The following is an 18,590-nucleotide window of genomic DNA, read 5'->3' on the forward strand; positions in this document are numbered from 1 at the left end:
GGAAATGATAACAAGATGTGATGATTTATCATTTTTGCTAATGCGTTGTACGGGCGATGCGGGATGTGGTGTCTGGGGATGGGTGTCTGGTGTAACACAGGATATGAGAATTATTCTTGATATCGCGGTCATCACCATTACACTGCGAGCGATTGTTTTCATCATAGAGACCAGGTTGTTATGGCGTTGCTCCACATTGTTTACCAACAATACCGTTGGCCTTTTCTTGCCGTTATCCTGTTAAGTTTACTGAGCGCCGCGTTGGGCATTGGGCTTATTGCCTTTATCAACCTGCAATTGATTGAAACGGTCAATCAGTCGTTGAGCGTGTTGCCGCAATTTCTGGGCTTGCTGCTGCTCCTGATGGGCGTGACGCTGGCGTCGCAACTGGCGCTGACTACGCTGGGACACCATTTCGTTTACCGCCTGCGTGGGCAATTTATCAAGCGTATTCTGGACACCAACATTGCCCGTATCGAACAGATCGGCAGTGCGCAGTTGCTTGCCAGCCTGTCGAGCGATATCCGCAATATCACGATTGCATTTGTACGTCTGCCGGAGCTGATCCAGGGCATTGTGCTCACCATAGGTTCGGCCGCTTATCTGGCCTGGCTCTCCCCTAAAATGCTGGCCGTGACGTCGATTTGGATTGCGGTCACGCTCTGGGGCGGTTTTATGCTGGTTTCCCGTGTGTATCGCCACCTGACTCAGGTGCGGGAAGCGGAAGATCGTCTCCAAAAAGATTACGAAACGGTGATTAACGGGCGCAAAGAACTGACGCTCAATCGTGAACGGGCGCAGAAGCTGTATGAAGATATTTATCAGGCCAATGCGCAGGATTACCGACAGAACGTGATTCGCGCCGACACTTTCCACCTCAGCGCGGTGAATTGGTCGAATATTATGATGCTGGGTGCCATTGGCGCGGTTTTTTTCATGGCAAATAATCTCGGTTGGGCAGATACCAACGTGGCGGCAACATACTCACTGACGCTGCTGTTTTTACGCACGCCGATGCTTCAGGCCGTTGGCGCACTGCCTACGCTGCTGAGCGCGCAAGTCGCGTTTAATAAGTTAAAACTTTTCGATTTAGCGGATTATCAGGAATCGTTTTCCGTAGCGGCGGCCCCTGTTGACTGGCACACGCTGGAACTGCGTGATGTGGTGTTTCGCTATGATGATTCCGGCTTTGAAGTCGGGCCGATCAATCTGGTGATAACACGTGGCGAGCTGGTATTCCTTATTGGCGGCAACGGGAGTGGGAAATCTACGCTGGCGATGTTGCTGACAGGGCTCTATATCCCGGTTTCCGGTTCGCTACTGCTGGATAACCGCCCGGTTACGGCAGAAACACGTGAGGACTACCAAACGCTATTTTCCGCCATCTTTACCGATTTCCATCTGTTCGGGCAGATGATGGGACGACAGGGAACGGAGCCCGATACGGCGCTGGTGGATAGCTGGCTGGATCGCCTGAACATGCGGCATAAGCTGACGCTGGAGAATCATCGGGTGATGAACTTACAGCTGTCTCAAGGACAGCGTAAACGTGTGGCGTTGCTGCTGGCTGTCGCCGAACAGCGTGACATCCTGCTGCTGGATGAGTGGGCGGCCGATCAGGATCCGCAATTCCGCCGTGTATTCTATCTTGAGCTGTTACCGCAGTTGCGTGCATTGGGGAAAACGATTGTGGCGATCAGCCATGACGATCACTACTTCGAACATGCCGATCGCCTGCTTGAAATGCATCAGGGGAGTCTGTCGGAACTGACGGGCGACGCGCGTGAACAGGCCTCGCAGGATGCCGTGGCACAGATTAGTCGGTAGCACAAATCAGCATGGCTGAACGCCTCGCTGTGAGGCATAACACACGGTTAACATGAAGTTTTACAGGCATATATTAATTCGTTGAATTCTGGGGCATTATAAGCGCCAATGTTGGCAGACTGCCAACAGAGTTGAGGTTTTTTACTTACAGATCAGGCACCTGACGTATCTGGTCTGCCACTTAACTCAATAAGTTGGTATAGGTTATGAAAAGGATATTTAACGCGTTATTCGTCGTTGTTTTTGTTTGTTTTTCGTCTCTGGCAAATGCGGCAGAAAATCTACCGAACATTGTCATTCTGGCAACGGGCGGCACGATTGCAGGTTCCGCTGCGGCCAACACCCAAACCACGGGCTATAAAGCGGGTGCGCTGGGCGTAGATACACTGATTCAAGCAGTGCCAGAGCTGAAAACACTTGCCAATATCTCAGGCGAGCAGGTTGCCAGCATCGGCAGTGAAAATATGACCAGCGATGTGCTGCTGAAGCTGAGCAAGCGCGTGAATGAGCTGCTGGCACGCAGCGATGTTGATGGCGTAGTGATTACTCACGGTACGGATACGCTCGACGAATCGCCTTACTTCCTGAACCTGACGGTGAAGAGTGACAAACCGGTGGTCTTTGCCGCCGCGATGCGCCCGGCAACAGCCATCAGCGCTGACGGCCCGATGAATCTGTACGGTGCGGTAAAAGTTGCAGCGGATAAAAACTCTCGCGGTCGTGGAGTACTGGTGGTGCTGAACGATCGTATCGGTTCTGCCCGTTTCATCAGTAAAACCAACGCCTCTACGCTGGATACCTTTAAAGCGCCAGAAGAGGGTTATCTGGGCGTGATTATTGGCGACAAAGTTTACTACCAGACTCGTCTGGATAAAGTTCACACCACGCGTTCTGTATTTGACGTGACTAATGTAGATAAACTGCCAGCCGTCGATATTATTTATGGTTATCAGGACGATCCTGAATATATGTATGACGCCTCTATCAAACACGGCGTGAAAGGCATCGTCTATGCGGGCATGGGCGCAGGTAGCGTATCCAAGCGCGGCGATGCAGGTATCCGTAAAGCGGAAAGCAAAGGCATTGTTGTCGTGCGTTCCAGCCGTACCGGCAGCGGCATCGTCCCACCGGATGCGGGCCAACCTGGTCTGGTTGCCGATTCTCTGAGCCCGGCAAAATCACGTATTCTGCTGATGCTGGCGCTGACGAAAACGACGAACCCAGCAGTGATTCAGGATTATTTCCATACGTATTAATCGCCTGAGCGATTTTTAGTGTGGTAGCCCCGCCTTTAAACGCGGGGCTTTTTATACCCGTCATACTTCAAGCTGCATGTGCGTTGGCGTCGTTCAGTCACCCGAATCACTTACTTGAGTAAGCTCATCGGGATGCCCTCGCTCGCCGCCTTCCTGCAACTCGAATTATTTAGGGTATATTTCCTGTCATCCCATTTTTGCTTTTAGTCATACAACTTGTCGTTTCCACTGAGAAGTCACTTCCCTCTCTGTTGATTTTATCGGTATGATTCAGCCCACGACAAAGCAGGTAATCACCCTTATTTATCTTGATACCCGAAATAATTCGAGTGGCGGGACTGCCTCCGCGCGTCCGGCTTGAAGTATGGCGGAGTGGGTGAATAAAAAAGAAGGATACGTCATTACATGACACACCCCATTTTTATGGTTGGTGCCAGAGGCTGTGGGAAGACCACCGTTGGGCATCAGCTAGCGCAGACGTTGGGATATGACTTTGTCGATACTGACCTGTTTATGCAGCAAACGACCAATATGACGGTGGCGGATGTGGTTGCGCAGGAAGGATGGCATGGGTTCCGCCTGCGTGAAAGCCTGGCGCTTCAACAGGTGACCTCTAACCGCTGCATCATCGCGACAGGCGGCGGTATGGTGCTGGCGGAAGCCAATCGACGCTTTATGCATGAGAAAGGCACCGTTATTTACCTCCATGCGGATGCGGAGCTATTAGCTCAGCGGCTGGAAGAAAACCCGCAGGATAACCAGCGGCCGACGCTGACGGGGCGTCCTATCGCTGAGGAAATGGCCGATGTACTGGCCGCGCGTGAGGCGCTTTATCGCGGTGTCGCGCACCACGTCATCGATGCATCACAAACGCCCGAAGCGATTGTGGCAAGCGTGTTGAAAGCGCTGCGCTCGTCGGCAGCGTAGGGTGGTAGACCGAATACTGGCAAAATAATCACCAGTCAGTGTTACCGAACACCAACTTTCAATGAATAGATCGTGACAGTGGCTCGACTCTCCTTTTAAGATGAATTTCCTGAATTTTTTCGATGATAGGTGCCGCGCTATGCTGAATGTAAATGAGTATTTTGCAGGGAAGGTCAAATCAATCGGTTTTGAAGGCGACAGCATCGGCCGCGCCAGTGTCGGCGTCATGGATGCGGGTGAATACACCTTTGGAACCGGGCAGCCGGAAGAAATGACGGTGATCACCGGCGCATTGAAAGTCCTGTTGCCAGGCGCACCGGATTGGCAAGTTTTCACACCGGGAGAAACGTTTTTCGTTCCGGGAAAAAGTGAGTTCAATTTGCAGGTGGTCGAACCGACCTCTTATCTGTGTAAGTACCTATAATATCTATTCTATCTCTATAGCGTAGATCATTCTCGCCGCATTGTGTGCAACATAATGCGGCGTTTTTTTATGCTTATCCTGCCTCATTCCCCTTGTTCCCTCTAATGCGGTTAGCGTCTTTCTCTACCATTCTTCCTCTGATGGGATAAATAATGCTGCAAAAATGTTAAGTAGCTCAAGTAATGAACGCAAAGGTATTTAAAAGGTATTATTAATTGGTATTTTAAAGGTGTACCTTACTCTGTCATGAAGGATGTAAATATGAAAACTACAGCAAAGCTGTCGTTCATGATGTTTGTTGAATGGTTTATCTGGGGAGCCTGGTTTGTTCCACTTTGGCTGTATCTGAGCAAAAGTGGATTTACGGCGGGTGAAATCGGCTGGTCGTATGCCTGTACCGCAATTGCCGCGATTCTGTCGCCGATTCTGGTGGGATCGCTCACCGATCGCTTCTTTGCCGCGCAAAAGGTGCTGGCAGTGTTGATGTTCGCCGGGGCGATCCTGATGTACTTCGCGGCACAGCAAACGGAATTTATGTATTTCTTCCCGCTGCTGTTGGCCTACTCGTTAACCTACATGCCGACGATTGCACTGACTAACAGCATCGCTTTCTCGCATGTTGCTGATGTCGAACGGGATTTTCCACGCATCCGGGTATTGGGAACGATTGGCTGGATCGCCTCCGGTATCGTCTGCGGTTTTCTACCGACGTGGCTTGGCTTTAGTGATATTTCTCCCACCAATGTTCCGCTGCTGATTACCGCTGCCAGCTCTGCGTTGCTGGGCTTCTTTGCGTTTTTCCTGCCCAATACGCCACCGAAAAGCACCGGCAAGATGGATGTTAAAGTCATGCTGGGGCTGGACGCGATTGTGTTGCTGAAAGACAAAAATTTTCTGGTGTTTTTTGTCTGTTCCTTCTTATTCGCGATGCCACTGGCGTTTTATTACATTTTTGCCACAGGCTTCCTCACCGAAGTCGGCATGAAGAATGCGACAGGCTGGATGACGCTCGGCCAGTTCTCGGAAATTTTCTTTATGCTGGCGCTGCCGTTTTTCACCAAACGCTTTGGTATTAAAAAGGTATTGTTGCTGGGGCTGGTGACGGCGGCTATCCGCTATGTCTTCTTCGTCTACGGTGATGCTTACCACTACTTCACGTACGCACTGCTGTTCCTCGGTATCCTGCTGCACGGCGTGAGTTACGACTTCTATTATGTGACCGCCTATATCTACGTTGATAAAAAAGCGCCGGTACATATGCGCACGGCAGCACAAGGGCTGATTACGCTCTGCTGTCAGGGTTTCGGCAGCCTGTTGGGATACCGTTTGGGTGGCGTGATGATGGAGAAACTTTTCGCCCACGGTGAGCCAGTGAACGGCCTGACCTTTAACTGGACCGGTATGTGGCTTTTTGGTGCGGTGATGATCGCGATTATTGCACTGATCTTTATCCTGTTTTTCCGTGAATCGGATAAGACGATCTCGACCATTGATGTAGACGGTGCAAATAAGCATTTCAGTACAGAGGAAAGCAAATGAAACAAGAACGTATTCTCGGTGCCTTATACGGCCAGGCTTTAGGGGATGCGATGGGCATGCCATCGGAACTGTGGCCCCGAACGCGTGTGAAAGCACATTTCGGCTGGATTGATCGCTTTTTACCCGGCCCCGCGGAAAACAATGCAGCGTGCTATTTTGGCCGTGGTGAGTTTACGGATGATACCTCGATGGCGCTGAGCCTGGCCGACGCCATCATTGAATGCGAAGGCGAAATCAATGCTGATGCGATTGGTCGCCACATCCTGAAATGGGCGGAGTCGTTCGATGCGTTTAATAAGAATGTGCTCGGGCCGACGTCTAAAATTGCGTTGAAGGCGATCCGCCAAGGCACGCCGGTCAGCGAGCTGGAAAATAATGGCGTCACGAACGGCGCTGCGATGCGGGCTTCTCCGCTAGGCTGCCTGCTGCCTGCACACGATCTTGATGAATTTATCGATCAGGTGGCGCTGGCATCCAGCCCGACGCATAAATCCGATTTGGCGATTGCGGGAGCGGTAGTCGTTGCCTGGGCGATTTCCCGGGCGGTTGACGGAGCCAGCTGGCAGGAGATCGTCGACGCACTGCCGTCCGTCGCACGCCACGCGCAGGAAAAGCGTATCACGACGTTTAGCGCCTCCCTTGCCGCGCGTCTCGAGCTGGCGCTAACTATCGTGCGCCGTGCAAACGGGACGGAAAGCGCCAGCGAGCAGCTTTATCAACTGATTGGCGCGGGAACGAGTACGATTGAATCCGTCGCGACTGCCATCGCGATGGTGGAACTGGCGCAGACTGACCCAAATCGCTGTGCGATTCTGTGCGCCAACCTCGGCGGAGACACCGATACGATCGGGGCGATGGCGACTGCAATATGCGGTGCGCTGCATGGGGTAACGGCGATTGATGTTGCGCTGAAGCAGGAGCTGGATGACATTAACCAGCTTGATTTTACCCGCTATGCCAGCCTGCTCCTGCAATACCGCTCAGCACGGGAGGCGTGATGAAAGCCAGCGAACTTGCTGCAAAACTGGATGAGCTAACGATGCGTCAGCCGCTGACCATCATCGGGGCGGCGGTGATTGACGTGATTGCCGATGCTTACGCCCTGCCGTATCGCGGGTGTGATATCGAGCTGAAGCAGCAAAGCGTGAATATTGGCGGCTGTGCCTTGAATATTGCCATTGCGCTTAAACGCCTTGGGATAGCCGCACAAAACGCCTTGCCCGTCGGGCAGGGTGTGTGGGCGGATATCATTCGTCAGAGTCTGGAAAAACAGAATATCACCACGGTGGTACAAACCGATGCGGGAGATAACGGCTGGTGTCTGGCGCTGGTTGAACCGGACGGCGAACGAACTTTTATGTCCTTCAGCGGGGTTGAGAACCAGTGGAATGACCGTTGGCTGGCGTCGTTATCTGTCGTCGCGGGGAGTGTGGTCTACCTGTCGGGCTATCAACTGGCGGCACCGTGTGGTGAACGTCTGGTGAACTGGCTGGAAAATTTGCCTGACGTCACGCCGTTTATCGATTTTGGCCCACGCATTGCCGATATCCCGGAAAACCTGATGGCGCGCATTATGGCGCTTCACCCGGTGGTTTCCCTTAATCGTCAGGAGGCGGACGTGGCAGCGGACATGCTCGGCGTGTCAACTGATGTGCAAACGTTGGGGCGAGCCTGGCGGGAGGCATACCGTGCACCGGTGATTATTCGTCAAGACAAAGCGGGGGCGTGGTATTTCGATGCAGCTTCAGAGGGCGTCATTGCCCCGTTTCCGGCGACGGTAGTGGATACCATCGGTGCAGGGGACAGTCACGCGGGCGGGACATTGGCCGGCTTGGCCGCTGGGTGGTCACTGGCCGATGCCGTTACGCTGGGGAACGCCGTTGCGGCTTATGTCGTGAGCCACCGTGGCGGAGACTGCGCGCCTACGCTGGCTGAACTGCGTGCCCAGTTACTCCTCGCAGACGAACACGTATAGATCGCTACGGCAATAGCTGATGCTGTACTCGATGGGCCGGTTCTGCGGGTCGAGCGCAATCTGCTTGATGACCAGAACCGGTACTTTATTATCAAGCTGGATGTGTGACTGAAACTCGGCATCGGGCATACGGGCGCTGACGCGGCTGCGTGTACGCTGTGGATTGATATTCTGGCTACGAAAATAGTCATATAGTGAGATGCCGATATCCTCTGCATCGGCGATCAGATCGACAGGAACATACGATTCCTCAATTGAAACCGCGTCCTCATCGACATAGCGAATACGTTTCAACAGAAAAACGGGCGTTTCTGGTGTAATAGCCAACTGTTCGGCCACTTCTTTGCTGCTTTTTACGATTTGTTTGTTCACCCATAGCGTATTGGGTTTTTTGCCTCGGAGCACGACCTGCTGTGAAAACCCGCGCGCTTCTTTCAACGAATATTCAAAAATATTATTGATTTGCGTACCGTAGCCGCGTACGCGGGTCACTACACCTTCTTCCTCCAGCGTCTGCATGGCTTTACGCACGGTAATGCGCGATACGCCAGCCAACTGGCTCAGATCGCGTTCGCCCGGCAAAATATTGCCATGTTCCAGCATGCCGTTGCGCACCGCGTTTTTTACCGTTTCAGCAAATTTTAGGTAGAGAGGGGTATTGTCTGCTGTCGCAAAGCGCTGAGTAAGCTGTTCTATTAATTGAGTATGCGCGTGTTCCATTCTTCTCTGATCCTGGCCAGCCTGCGTAGGTTCTATAATACCACTGGTATTATTGCCGCTATACCGAAAAAGTTCAGTCATGTCACCGCATAAAAACAAATTAATAATAATGATTCCCAGCATAATATTCTGGAATAAAATCTATCGCTCTCTTTTGTGAGACGGCGCATTAATTTCATATATCCGTCATACTTCAAGTTGTATGTGCGTTGGCTGCGTTATTCGGCACACTTACGTGTACCTCGCCCCGTTGGGGCCGCTGCCAGCAGCGTTCAACTCTGCCTTTGGCAGAGTTGTCACTCACCCGAATCACTTACTTGAGTAAGCTCATCGGGATTCTCTCATTCGCCGCCTACTGAAACTCGAATTATTTAGGGCATATATGAGTTATTTTATTAAATAGTCATGATTAATTAATCGTGCAAAATAATGATGTTATTATTAGGAATAATCCCTAATTTGTTAAAAGGTAATAAATTACAGGAGTTAGCGATAATTTTATATTATGGCTGGTAATAAGTTGTTTATCCTTTATTTTTTATTTTATTTGGATTTTTATATTGAGCGTTGATTTGAAGTCCATTTGATGTCTTTTATTTACATAAAAGATTAGTTGAACATATTAATTAGTGTTTCAGGTTTTAAGATAAATAGCGGTGATAGAATGTGATCGCATTCAAGTTTTATTTTTCTTTGCCGTTATGGATAGTATAACTATTCTACGCAAAGAGTATTTTATGCTGAAAACGACGCGTTCCCGCATTCTTGCGGCTTGTTCGACCATTGTTGTACTTTCGCTTGTTATTAATACCTTTCTTAACTACACCATAGCCAATAACGCTAATAAGGAATCGATCCAGAATACGCTGAATGCGGTAGCGACTAGCCACAGTATAGCCATTAGCGACTGGGTTGCTTCTAAAACGCAGATGATCTCCGCGCTGCATGATCGTGCTATACAGGATGAAGATCCGATCCCGTTGTTTAAACAGATAGTGGCATCGGGCGGGTTCCTGAACGTATACATGGGCTACGCCAATGGCACGGCTAAGTTTGCCGATCCTGGCGGTATTCCTGCCGATTACAACCCTACTATCAGGCCCTGGTATCAGCAGGCGGTGAAAGAAGGTAAGCCGTTAGCAACCGCACCATACGTTGATATGGTAACCAATACGCTAGTGGTTTCTTTCGTTGCACCTGTCGTTGAAGGGGGAACGGTTCGGGGCGTAGTCGGTAGCGACGTGACGATGAAAAGCGTGATCGAAAACGTCAAAGCCATCAACCCGAGTCCAGGGAGTTTCGGCGTATTGATTGACCGTAATGGTACGATCATTGCGCACCCGGATGAAAAACTGACGCTAAAAAATATCACCGATATTGCTCCTGCTATTAATCTGAACGAGATTCTTTCAGCCGATAGCGCTCGAGATGTGGATTTCTCCGGGTCAACAAAGCTGGTGTTGGCAAAACCGATTACTGGCACGAGCTGGTTCATGCTGGTGGCGTTAGATAAAGCCGAAGCCACCACGGGCATGCGTTCTCTGTTGTCTACCTCTGTGATCACGCTGGTTGTTATCGCTCTGTTGGGCACGCTGGTGATTGGTTTCATCATTGCGTCGGCGCTTAAACGTCTGCTGCAAATCCGTGACGCAATGGATGATATCAGCAACGGTAATAACGATCTGACGCAGCGACTGCCGGATGAAGGGCATGATGAAGTCGCGCAAATTGCCCGCTCGTTTAATATCTTTGTCGACAAAATCAGTCAGGTCATGATGCAGATTCGCGACATCAGCGCATCGCTTCAGGTTGCGGCGGATGAAATCTCGGCGGGGAACAACGATCTCTCCGCGCGTACTGAATCTGCGGCATCGAGCATTCAGCAAACGGCGGCCTCGCTGGAAGAAATTTCTGCGGCGGTGACGCAGTCGGCAGGATCGGCGCAGCAGGTTAACGCGAAAGCGCTGCTGCTGTCGAAAGATGCTGGTACGGGCGGAAAAGTGGTGTCTGATGTGATTGTCACGATGGAAGAGATTGTGGTCGCGTCTGGCAAAATCGGCGATATCATCGGTGTTATCGATGGCATCGCATTCCAGACTAACATTCTGGCGCTGAACGCCGCGGTAGAAGCCGCGCGAGCGGGTGAACAGGGCCGGGGTTTTGCCGTTGTTGCTGGTGAGGTTCGTAGTCTGGCACAGCGTAGCGCGCAGGCTGCAAAAGAAATTAAAGAGCTGATTGAATCGACGGTCTCCAGTGTGACCTCTGGTTCCGTGCAGGTTCGTCAGGCCAGCGACAAGATGAATGAAATTGTCGGCGGCGTATCTACGGTGAGCTCGGTGATGTCTGAAATCACGCATGCGGCAGATGAGCAGATGCGGGGGATCAACGAGATCAACAAAGCGGTCGCGCAATTGGATTCGATGGTGCAACAAAATGCCGCGCTGGTGCAGGAATCTGCCGCTGCGTCGGGTGCGTTGCAGTCACAGGCCGAAGAACTGAATGCCGTTGTCGGTGCATTCCGAGTCTAACGGATTTGTGACTGAGGAGGTATTGCCCGCTGCCAACACGGTAACGGGCAATAACCGACTGCATTAGTAATCGGCAGTATTAGTAATCGATAGTATTAATAATCGACAGCATTAACGTTGGGCTTCTCCGCCCAACGCTTCAATCAGATTCGCAATCAATGCCGCCAGCTCGCTGGTCATCAGAATAAAATCGGCATCAAACCGCTGAGCAAAATCTTCCCGATCGATATCGTCGTTTTGTTCCCGCAGCGTATCGGAGAACTTCAACCGTTTTACTGAACCGTCCTCGGACAAGACCAACTGAATCCGTTCCTGCCAGTCCAGCGCCAGCTTGGTGACCAGTTTGCCTGCTTCAATGTGTACGGCGATTTCGTCGCAGACCAAATCCTGTTTTTTACAGCGGATAACGCCACCGTCTTCCAGAATGGCTTTCAGCTCTGCTTCGTCCTGTAGCGCGAAACCTGCCGCCGGTTCACCGGAGCGAACCCACTCGGTTAGCGTCAACTCGATGGGATTTTCCATCGTTAGCGGCACAACAGGCAGCGAGCCCAGCGTTTTACGCAGCAACGCCAGCGTATCTTCCGCTTTTTTGGCGCTGGCGGCATCGACCATAATCAGGCCGTTAACCGTATCGATCCACAACCAAATCTGACTGAAACGGCTAAATGCACGCGGCAAGAGACTATGCAGTACTTCATCTTTCAGCGAATCTTTTTCGGTTTTTTTCAGCTTGCGGTGCTGTTCCGCTTCCAGACGTTCAATCTTGGCCTGAAGGGTTTGCTTGATGACCGGGGAGGGTAGGATTTTTTCTTCTTTACGGACGCAGATAACGATTTGCCCATTCACGACGTGCGTTAATGCATCGCTATGGGATCCCATCGGCGATACCCAACCCGTCTTCATCATATCCTGACTGCCGCACGGGGTGAATGTGAACGCGCTGAGCCGTTTTTCCAGTTCATCCGCAGATAAAACGTTATCTTTGGACAGCACGCTGTCCCGGCTGAGGCGGTAAATCATTAAGTTCTTAAACCACAACATGGTGTTATCCCTGAGTGGGCGCGCAGGTTTGCACGCGGGTTTGTAATGTTGCGCGCATGATAACGAATTCGACGCGGTTATGTGGAATAAAATACCGGGATTCAGAGGAATACCTATCACGCTTTGAATTGCTGCTGATTGGTTTCTCTGGTTATACCCGTCATACTTCAAGCTGCATGTGTGTTGGCAATAACGGGCTCACTCTGGTCACTTACTGATGTAAGTTCCAGGGGATGAATGAGAGACATACAGTCTCTCACCGGAGGTCAGCTTTGGCTAAATTCGTCTTTAACGAATTTGTCGCTGTGTCGCTGCCTGCATGCAACTCGAATTATTTAGGGTACTTATCTATAAATAAGAACGTTTTCAGGTCGGTGACAGATTTACTCGGCCTATTTACAACACGCGGGGAGACATCATGAGAATCGGTATCGATCTAGGCGGGACGAAAACGGAAGTCATTGCGCTGGATGATGAAGGGCAGGAACGTTTTCGGCAGCGTATGCCGACGCCAAGAAATGACTACCCGGCAACGCTAAGGACTATCGCTGGGTTGGTGGAGATGGCTGAAAAAGCGACTGGCAGCCGTGGCAGCGTGGGGGTAGGAATCCCCGGTACGCTGTCGCCGTTTACCGGCAAGGTAAAAAATGCCAACTCCACCTGGCTCAACGGTCAGGCGTTGGATCTCGATCTCGCCGCACTGCTGAATCGACCCGTGCGGGTTGCCAATGACGCGAACTGTTTCGCGGTTTCAGAAGCGGTTGACGGCGCTGGAGCAGGGAAGCAGACCGTTTTCGCGGTCATCATTGGAACCGGCTGTGGGTCGGGCATTGCGCTGAACGGCCAGGCTCACGTCGGCGGCAACGGTATTGCGGGCGAGTGGGGGCATAACCCGCTGCCTTGGATGGATGACGATGAGTTGCGCTATCGGCAGACGGTGCCTTGCTACTGCGGTAAGTCCGGCTGCATTGAATCCTTTATTTCCGGTTCGGGGTTTGCGCAGGATTACCAGCGCCTGAGCGGTCAGCCGCACAAGGGTGAAGCAATCATTGCCTTAGCGGAGCAGGGCGACCCCATCGCAGAACTGGCGTTACAGCGCTATGAACATCGTCTGGCAAAATCGTTGGCGCATGTGATTAACCTGCTCGATCCTGATGTTGTGGTGCTGGGGGGCGGAATGAGCAACGTTTCTCGCCTTTATCAGACCGTGCCGGAAAAGATTAAGCCGTGGATCTTCGGCGGTGAGTGCGAAACGCCCGTGCGTCAGGCTCTACACGGCGACTCCAGCGGGGTACGCGGAGCCGCCTGGCTCTGGTCGAAGACGGAATAATGGCTAAACGGCGTACTGCGGTGCCAGCCTGCTGACGCCTAATCCGTTAACCTTCTGTACTTTGATCTGTACTGGAATACGCTCTTTCATGGCTTCGACATGGCTAATAACGCCGATGGTTTTACCGGAGGCGTTCAGGTTATCGAGCGCGTCCAGCGCGATATCCAGCGTCTCGGCATCCAGCGTGCCGAAGCCTTCATCCAGAAACAGCGAATCGATGCTGGCTTTATGGCTGACCAGATCGGATAGCGCCAGCGCCAGCGACAAACTTACTAAGAAGCTCTCGCCGCCGGACAGCGTACGCGTATCACGCTCGGCATCCGCTTGCCAGGTATCCATCACCAGCAGCTCCAGATCGTCACCGGGTTTCCGTTTCAGCATATAGCGCCCGTGCAGGCGCGAAAGCTGGAGATTGGCGAGATAAACCAGATGATCCAACGTTAGCCCCTGAGCAAACTTACGGAATTTATGCCCGCTTTGTGAGCCGATGAGCGTATTAAGACAGCTCCAGTCGTCATACATTTGCTGACTTTGGGCGATCTCATTGAGCAAATCCTGCTGGTTCTGACGCTGTTGTCGATCGTCAGTCAACTGACGCTGGAACTCGCCTTGCTGCCGCAGGTTGGTTTTCAGCGTTTCATCCAGCGCTGCTAACTGCTGCCGTACCGCTTCTTGTGTGGCGTCTTCCGTCAGGGAAGCGGGGCGCTTTTCTTGATGGGAGAGCAGATCCCGCTCAGCCTGCTGGTGAAGTGCCGCTGCCTGCTGCAAGTCTTGATACAGCTTTTCCTTCCATGCCTGCAACGTCTGACGTTCTTGCTCGTCAAGCAGCGCATTAAGGAATGTGGTTTCATCAGCGAACGTGCTTTGCTGTAAAGCCTGACCAAAACGCTCAGCCGCACTCTCATGCTGGCGGGTGCTCTGTTCATGCTGCTGTTGCGTGCTGCTCAGCTCTCCCGTCAGGCGGCTCAATGTCGTTTCGGTTTGCTGGCGAGCAGATTGGGCCACGCGAAGCGCATCGTCATACTGTTGGCTGGTTCGCTGTAGCTGTTCGCGTACAGCCACGATTTGCCCATCCCCAAACAGCGCCTGCCGCTCTTGTTGACTTGTGTTGAGCAACGCGAGGTGCTGTTCCAACTGCTGTTGCTGCGTTTGGAGCTGCTGTTTTGCCTCAGTCACGCTGCGATTCAGATGCTGAAGATCGCTGTCGAGCGTGGCTAATAGAGGAACTAAGCGAGATTGCTCCTGTTCTTTGGCTTTCCAGTCTTGCCATTCGCTTTCGCGCTGAGCTAGCCAGTCATCCTGTGTGTCAGCTTCCGGCAGCAGAAGCCCCACATTTTCCAGCGCCTGCGTGATTTCCTGAATGTGTTGTGTGAGCTGCTGCTGTACGTTTTGTAGCGATTGCTCGGTCTCTTGTTGCGTAATATTTAGCGACGTTTGTTGCTGGGTGTTGAGCGCAATTTTCTGGTCGAGTTCCCGCTGTAATGCCTCTGTGGCGGTCAGTAAATCCTTACTTTCCTGCCACTGTTTTTGCAATTGTTCGCGTGCGAAAATCTGCTGTCGAATAGCCTGTTCTTCAGCTTCATTTTGCGCCAGCCACGCTGCAACCTCGTCTGGCTGTTCCAGCGAGTAATTAACTTGTAAGCGCTCACTGACATCTTGCCATTGTTGCAGCAGGGTGTGATGCTCGCTATCGAGCTGAGCGATGTCCTGCTGCAACTGTTCCCGCTGTTGCTCTCGTGCGGTCAATTGTGCCGTCGTATTTGCCAGCGCCGTCGTTAACTGATTCACTTCCTGCTGTAGCGCTGTCAGGCGCTGTTGGGTTTCAGACGGCTGTAGTGCCTGATAGCGTTCGATGGCCGGATGCTCGGTCGAACCGCACAGCGGGCAAGGCTCGCCAGCCTGTAGCCGTTGCCGTTCGGCCTCCAGCTTAACGATATGCTCTTCCTGTCGGTGTAGCGTTTCCAGATCGGCAAGATGCTGGCTGCGCTGCTCATGCTCAGACTGCTGCTGTTTCTTTAAGACTTCTGACTGGCTGATATGCTCTTGTACCTCCCCCTGTTTGGCGAGGTATTGCTGCTTACGAATATGCAGACGCTGGAACTGGTCGCTGATGGTCGCGAGCTGTTGGCGTTCAGCGCGCTGGTCAATGCGTTGATTAAACTGCTGTTGCAGGACAGAAAGCGGCTGGTGCGCTTCCTGATGTTGCCGTGCTTCATCATGTTGTATGAACTGCTGACGCGCTGCATCAGCACCTGCTTGCTGTTCACGCTGCTGTGCCGCCAGCATCACAGCCTCTTGCTGTAACGTGGCTGACTGTTCGGTATGCTGTGCCTGTTTTTGTTTCAGCTTTTGCTGCTCGTCCTGAAGCTGGCACAATTGCCGAAACTGGGTGCGCCACAGAGGAAGCTGTTCTCCCCACTGCTGATGATGCGCGTATTGCTGGCGGTAAGACTGAATCTGTTCAAGCCGTTGCTTAGCCTGCTGCTGTTCCGCCGCTGCCTGTGTTTGTTTGCTTTCATCGGCGTGCAGGCGAGCCTGTGTTTTTGCCAGCTCGTCCTGTTGCTGCGTTTTTTGCTGCACCAGCGTGGTAATGCGATGGTCAAGTGGCACAACCTGTTCGTTGATCACCTGCTCTTGTTGCTGGCGTACCCGTTTGTGCTCACTCACATCCCGCTCTGCTTTTTCTTCCTGCTGGCGTAGCGCGGTTAACGTCACCTGCTCGGCGGCCTGCTTCCCGGTCAGTTGTTCAATACGCTGTGCCAGCGTAAGAGACTCCTGTCGATAGCGCTCGCGTTCCTGATGTAGCGGCCTCAGTTTTTCTGCCGGTTCGCTGTGAGTTAAGCGGTCGAGCTGCGGTTTAGCCTGCTGAATGGCAGATTCGGCGCTCGTATGCTGCGCCTGCGTGCTGCTTAACTGCGTGTGCTGCTGCGTCAGTTGCTCAAACCAGCGCAGCGTAGTCAGCGCTTGCTCACGTTCGATGTTGCCCCGTTGCTCCTGCTGGATCAGCTCGGCAAGCTGTTCTTCCACCTGCTGACGCTGCTCATCTGTTAACAGTTGAATGCCTGATGCGCGTGCCTGTAGCGTGTTCAATGCTACGTTTGCCTGTTTGTGTTTGTCATAGACGCGTTCGGAAATCAGGCCGTAAATATCCGTGCCGGTCAGCTCTTCCAGTAGTTCCGCTCTATCGTCTGCTTTCGCGTTGAGGAAGGCGGCAAATTGTCCTTGTGACAGCATCATCGAACGCGTGAAACGGCCGAAATCAAGCCCAGTGAGCTGTGTGATCATCTCTTTTTTATCATTGAGTTTTTCACACAGAATCTTGCCGTCTTCAATGAGGGCGAGTTCGGCCTTGGGGGACTGTAAGTTGCCGTCCGGAGCGTTTCTTGCCCGACGCTGGCTCCAGAAGGCGCGATATCCGATGCCTTTAACCTCGAATTCGACTTCGGCGAGACATTCAGCGGTATTACGCGTCATTAGGTCATTCTGGCTGGCGGAAAGCAGACCTAGCCGTGGCGTTTCGTGATACAGCGCCAGACAGATTGCATCCAGCAGCGTGGTTTTCCCCGCGCCGGTCGGGCCGGTAATGGCAAATAAGCCGTTGCTGGAAAACGGCTCCTGCGTGAAATCGATTTTCCATTCGCCTTTCAGCGCGTTGAGATTCTTTAAGCGCAGACTGAGGATTTTCATTGGGCTGGCTCGCTATTTTCCAGTTCATCAATAACCTGATTAAACAGCGTACGGACGCGCTGTTGGCGACTGTCTTCCATGTCTGTCTCCGTTGCCATACGACGTTCAAAAACGTCATGCACGCTCAGTTCGTTCAGCGTTTCCTTGTCCTGCCGCGTAATCGCTTGCAGGCGCTGTTCGCGCGTACGGCGCAGCAGCAGTACCTCAACGGGCAGATGTTCGGTCATCGCCTGAATGCGTTTTTGCATGTCGCTCAGATAATCCTGCGTGTTGAGTTCGATATCCAGCCACACGGACTTATCCCCCTGATAGTTCTGAAAGGCAGCCAACTGCTGCTCAATATCACTCAGGCTGCCTTTAATCAGCTGCATCGGCTGAGTGACGGGAATCGGCAGTATTTCTACTTGTGCTGGCGCGTCTGGTGCAAAACTCACCAGACAGACGGATTTCTCGCTGTTCAGTTCATCAAAACTTAGCGGGATAGGTGAACCGCTGTAGCGAATGTGCTCGCTTTGGGTCACACGCTGTGGGCGATGAATATGCCCCAGCGCGATATAATCCGCTGGCGGAAAAGCCTGAGCAGGGAAGGCATCGAGCGTACCAATATAGATATCGCGTACGGATTCTGAGGCGGTCGCGCCAATCGTCGTCAGGTGTCCGGTTGCAATAATCGGCAACGGTAAGCCTAGTTCGTCGCGCTTTTGGCAAGCCAGTTGGTAACACTGTTGGTAGTGCGCGGTAATCGCTTCCTGTAGCGCCAGCTGTTTTTCATCTCCGGATTGTCCGGCTTTGCTGGTTAACACATCACGCGGACGTAAAAAAGGAATGGCGCAGAGTAGGGCTCCGGGCTGCTGCTGACGGTTTTCCAACAGGATCACCTGTTGGGCAGGCTCATCACTGGCGCTGGCAATCACCTGCGTGTTCAGGCAGGCCAACAGCTCGCGGGATTCATTCAGCATGGCGACGGAATCGTGGTTGCCGCCGAGAATAACGAGCTGACAGCCCGTGCGTTGTAGTTCTACCACGAAGCTATAATACATTTCCCGTGCATAGCTGGGGGGCGAACCGTTATCAAAAATATCGCCTGCAACGATAATGGCATCGACCTGATGGTGTTCCACCTGAACGATGAGCCAGTGTAGAAAAGCCTGATGCTCAGCGCTTCGGCTTTTGGTATAAAAATATTGCCCTAAATGCCAATCGGCGGTGTGGATAATGCGCATCGTGTTCTCTCGATATTCATGCCGCGTGGCGGTGGATGACGTTGTCATTATTTATTATGTGAAAGGGTGTGTCGTCGCCAGAGTGCTTTGTCATCGTCATGCCATGATTATAT

Annotated in this window: 13 protein-coding genes; 9 read left to right on the plus strand and 4 right to left on the minus strand. The window is 52.3% G+C overall.

The window, feature by feature from the left end; genetic code table 11:
* Window positions 1-180 precede the first annotated feature (180 nt).
* The 7 genes from KKH3_RS04000 to KKH3_RS04030 all read left to right on the plus strand — a co-directional run bounded on the left by KKH3_RS04000 (window position 181) and on the right by KKH3_RS04030 (window position 7,948).
* Window positions 181-1,827 carry a multidrug ABC transporter permease/ATP-binding protein gene (locus tag KKH3_RS04000; RefSeq protein ID WP_039356052.1) on the plus strand — a complete coding sequence of 549 codons (1,647 nt, stop codon included), beginning with the start codon at window positions 181-183 and terminating at the stop codon, window positions 1,825-1,827.
* Between the two features lie 206 nt (window positions 1,828-2,033).
* Window positions 2,034-3,083: a type II asparaginase gene (locus KKH3_RS04005; protein ID WP_039356054.1), complete on the plus strand. Its 1,050-nt coding sequence runs from the start codon at window positions 2,034-2,036 to the stop codon at window positions 3,081-3,083.
* 405 nt (window positions 3,084-3,488) lie between these two features.
* The gene (gene aroL, locus KKH3_RS04010) at window positions 3,489-4,010 is read left to right on the plus strand and encodes a shikimate kinase AroL (protein ID WP_039356055.1); all 522 of its coding nucleotides are present in this window, start codon (window positions 3,489-3,491) and stop codon (window positions 4,008-4,010) included.
* Between the two features lie 139 nt (window positions 4,011-4,149).
* On the plus strand, window positions 4,150-4,434 hold the full coding sequence (gene ppnP / locus KKH3_RS04015) for a pyrimidine/purine nucleoside phosphorylase (RefSeq protein WP_005975968.1): 285 nt from the start codon (window positions 4,150-4,152) through the stop codon (window positions 4,432-4,434).
* Between the two features lie 261 nt (window positions 4,435-4,695).
* Window positions 4,696-5,973 carry a nucleoside permease gene (locus KKH3_RS04020; RefSeq protein WP_039356057.1) on the plus strand — a complete coding sequence of 426 codons (1,278 nt, stop codon included), beginning with the start codon at window positions 4,696-4,698 and terminating at the stop codon, window positions 5,971-5,973.
* Window positions 5,970-6,971 (plus strand): ADP-ribosylglycohydrolase family protein, encoded by a 1,002-nt coding sequence (locus KKH3_RS04025; protein ID WP_039356061.1) that lies wholly within the window; start codon window positions 5,970-5,972, stop codon window positions 6,969-6,971. Before KKH3_RS04020 ends, KKH3_RS04025 begins: the two co-directional genes overlap by 4 nt.
* The gene (locus KKH3_RS04030; RefSeq protein ID WP_039356063.1) at window positions 6,971-7,948 is read left to right on the plus strand and encodes a PfkB family carbohydrate kinase; all 978 of its coding nucleotides are present in this window, start codon (window positions 6,971-6,973) and stop codon (window positions 7,946-7,948) included. The genes KKH3_RS04025 and KKH3_RS04030 overlap by 1 nt, the downstream gene beginning before the upstream one ends.
* Here KKH3_RS04030 and KKH3_RS04035 read toward each other — a convergent pair.
* The gene (locus tag KKH3_RS04035; protein ID WP_039356065.1) at window positions 7,922-8,668 is read right to left on the minus strand and encodes a GntR family transcriptional regulator; all 747 of its coding nucleotides are present in this window, start codon (window positions 8,666-8,668) and stop codon (window positions 7,922-7,924) included. The two genes, KKH3_RS04030 and KKH3_RS04035, sit on opposite strands and share 27 nt — an antisense overlap.
* A 737-nt stretch (window positions 8,669-9,405) precedes the next feature.
* Between KKH3_RS04035 and KKH3_RS04040 the strand changes: the two genes are divergently transcribed.
* On the plus strand, window positions 9,406-11,196 hold the full coding sequence (locus KKH3_RS04040) for a methyl-accepting chemotaxis protein (RefSeq protein ID WP_039356066.1): 1,791 nt from the start codon (window positions 9,406-9,408) through the stop codon (window positions 11,194-11,196).
* A gap of 111 nt (window positions 11,197-11,307) precedes the next feature.
* Here the strand turns inward: KKH3_RS04040 and rdgC are convergent, their stop codons facing one another.
* Window positions 11,308-12,237, minus strand: coding sequence for a recombination-associated protein RdgC (rdgC, locus tag KKH3_RS04045; RefSeq protein ID WP_039356068.1), 930 nt, complete (start codon window positions 12,235-12,237; stop codon window positions 11,308-11,310).
* A 418-nt stretch (window positions 12,238-12,655) separates the two neighbouring features.
* On the opposite strand from rdgC, the gene mak reads away from it, so the two are divergent.
* Window positions 12,656-13,567, plus strand: a complete 912-nt coding sequence (mak, locus tag KKH3_RS04050; protein ID WP_039356070.1) for a fructokinase — start codon at window positions 12,656-12,658, stop codon at window positions 13,565-13,567.
* Window positions 13,568-13,570: 3 nt separating this feature from the next.
* Here the strand turns inward: mak and KKH3_RS04055 are convergent, their stop codons facing one another.
* Both KKH3_RS04055 and sbcD read right to left on the minus strand, forming a co-directional pair.
* On the minus strand, window positions 13,571-17,254 hold the full coding sequence (locus KKH3_RS04055; RefSeq protein ID WP_039356074.1) for an AAA family ATPase: 3,684 nt from the start codon (window positions 17,252-17,254) through the stop codon (window positions 13,571-13,573).
* Window positions 17,251-18,477 (minus strand): exonuclease subunit SbcD, encoded by a 1,227-nt coding sequence (gene sbcD / locus KKH3_RS04060; protein WP_039356076.1) that lies wholly within the window; start codon window positions 18,475-18,477, stop codon window positions 17,251-17,253. The genes KKH3_RS04055 and sbcD overlap by 4 nt, the downstream gene beginning before the upstream one ends.
* Window positions 18,478-18,590 lie beyond the last annotated feature (113 nt).

Origin of the sequence: Pectobacterium actinidiae (assembly GCF_000803315.1) — a bacterium.
Classification (GTDB): Bacteria; Pseudomonadota; Gammaproteobacteria; order Enterobacterales; family Enterobacteriaceae; genus Pectobacterium; species Pectobacterium actinidiae.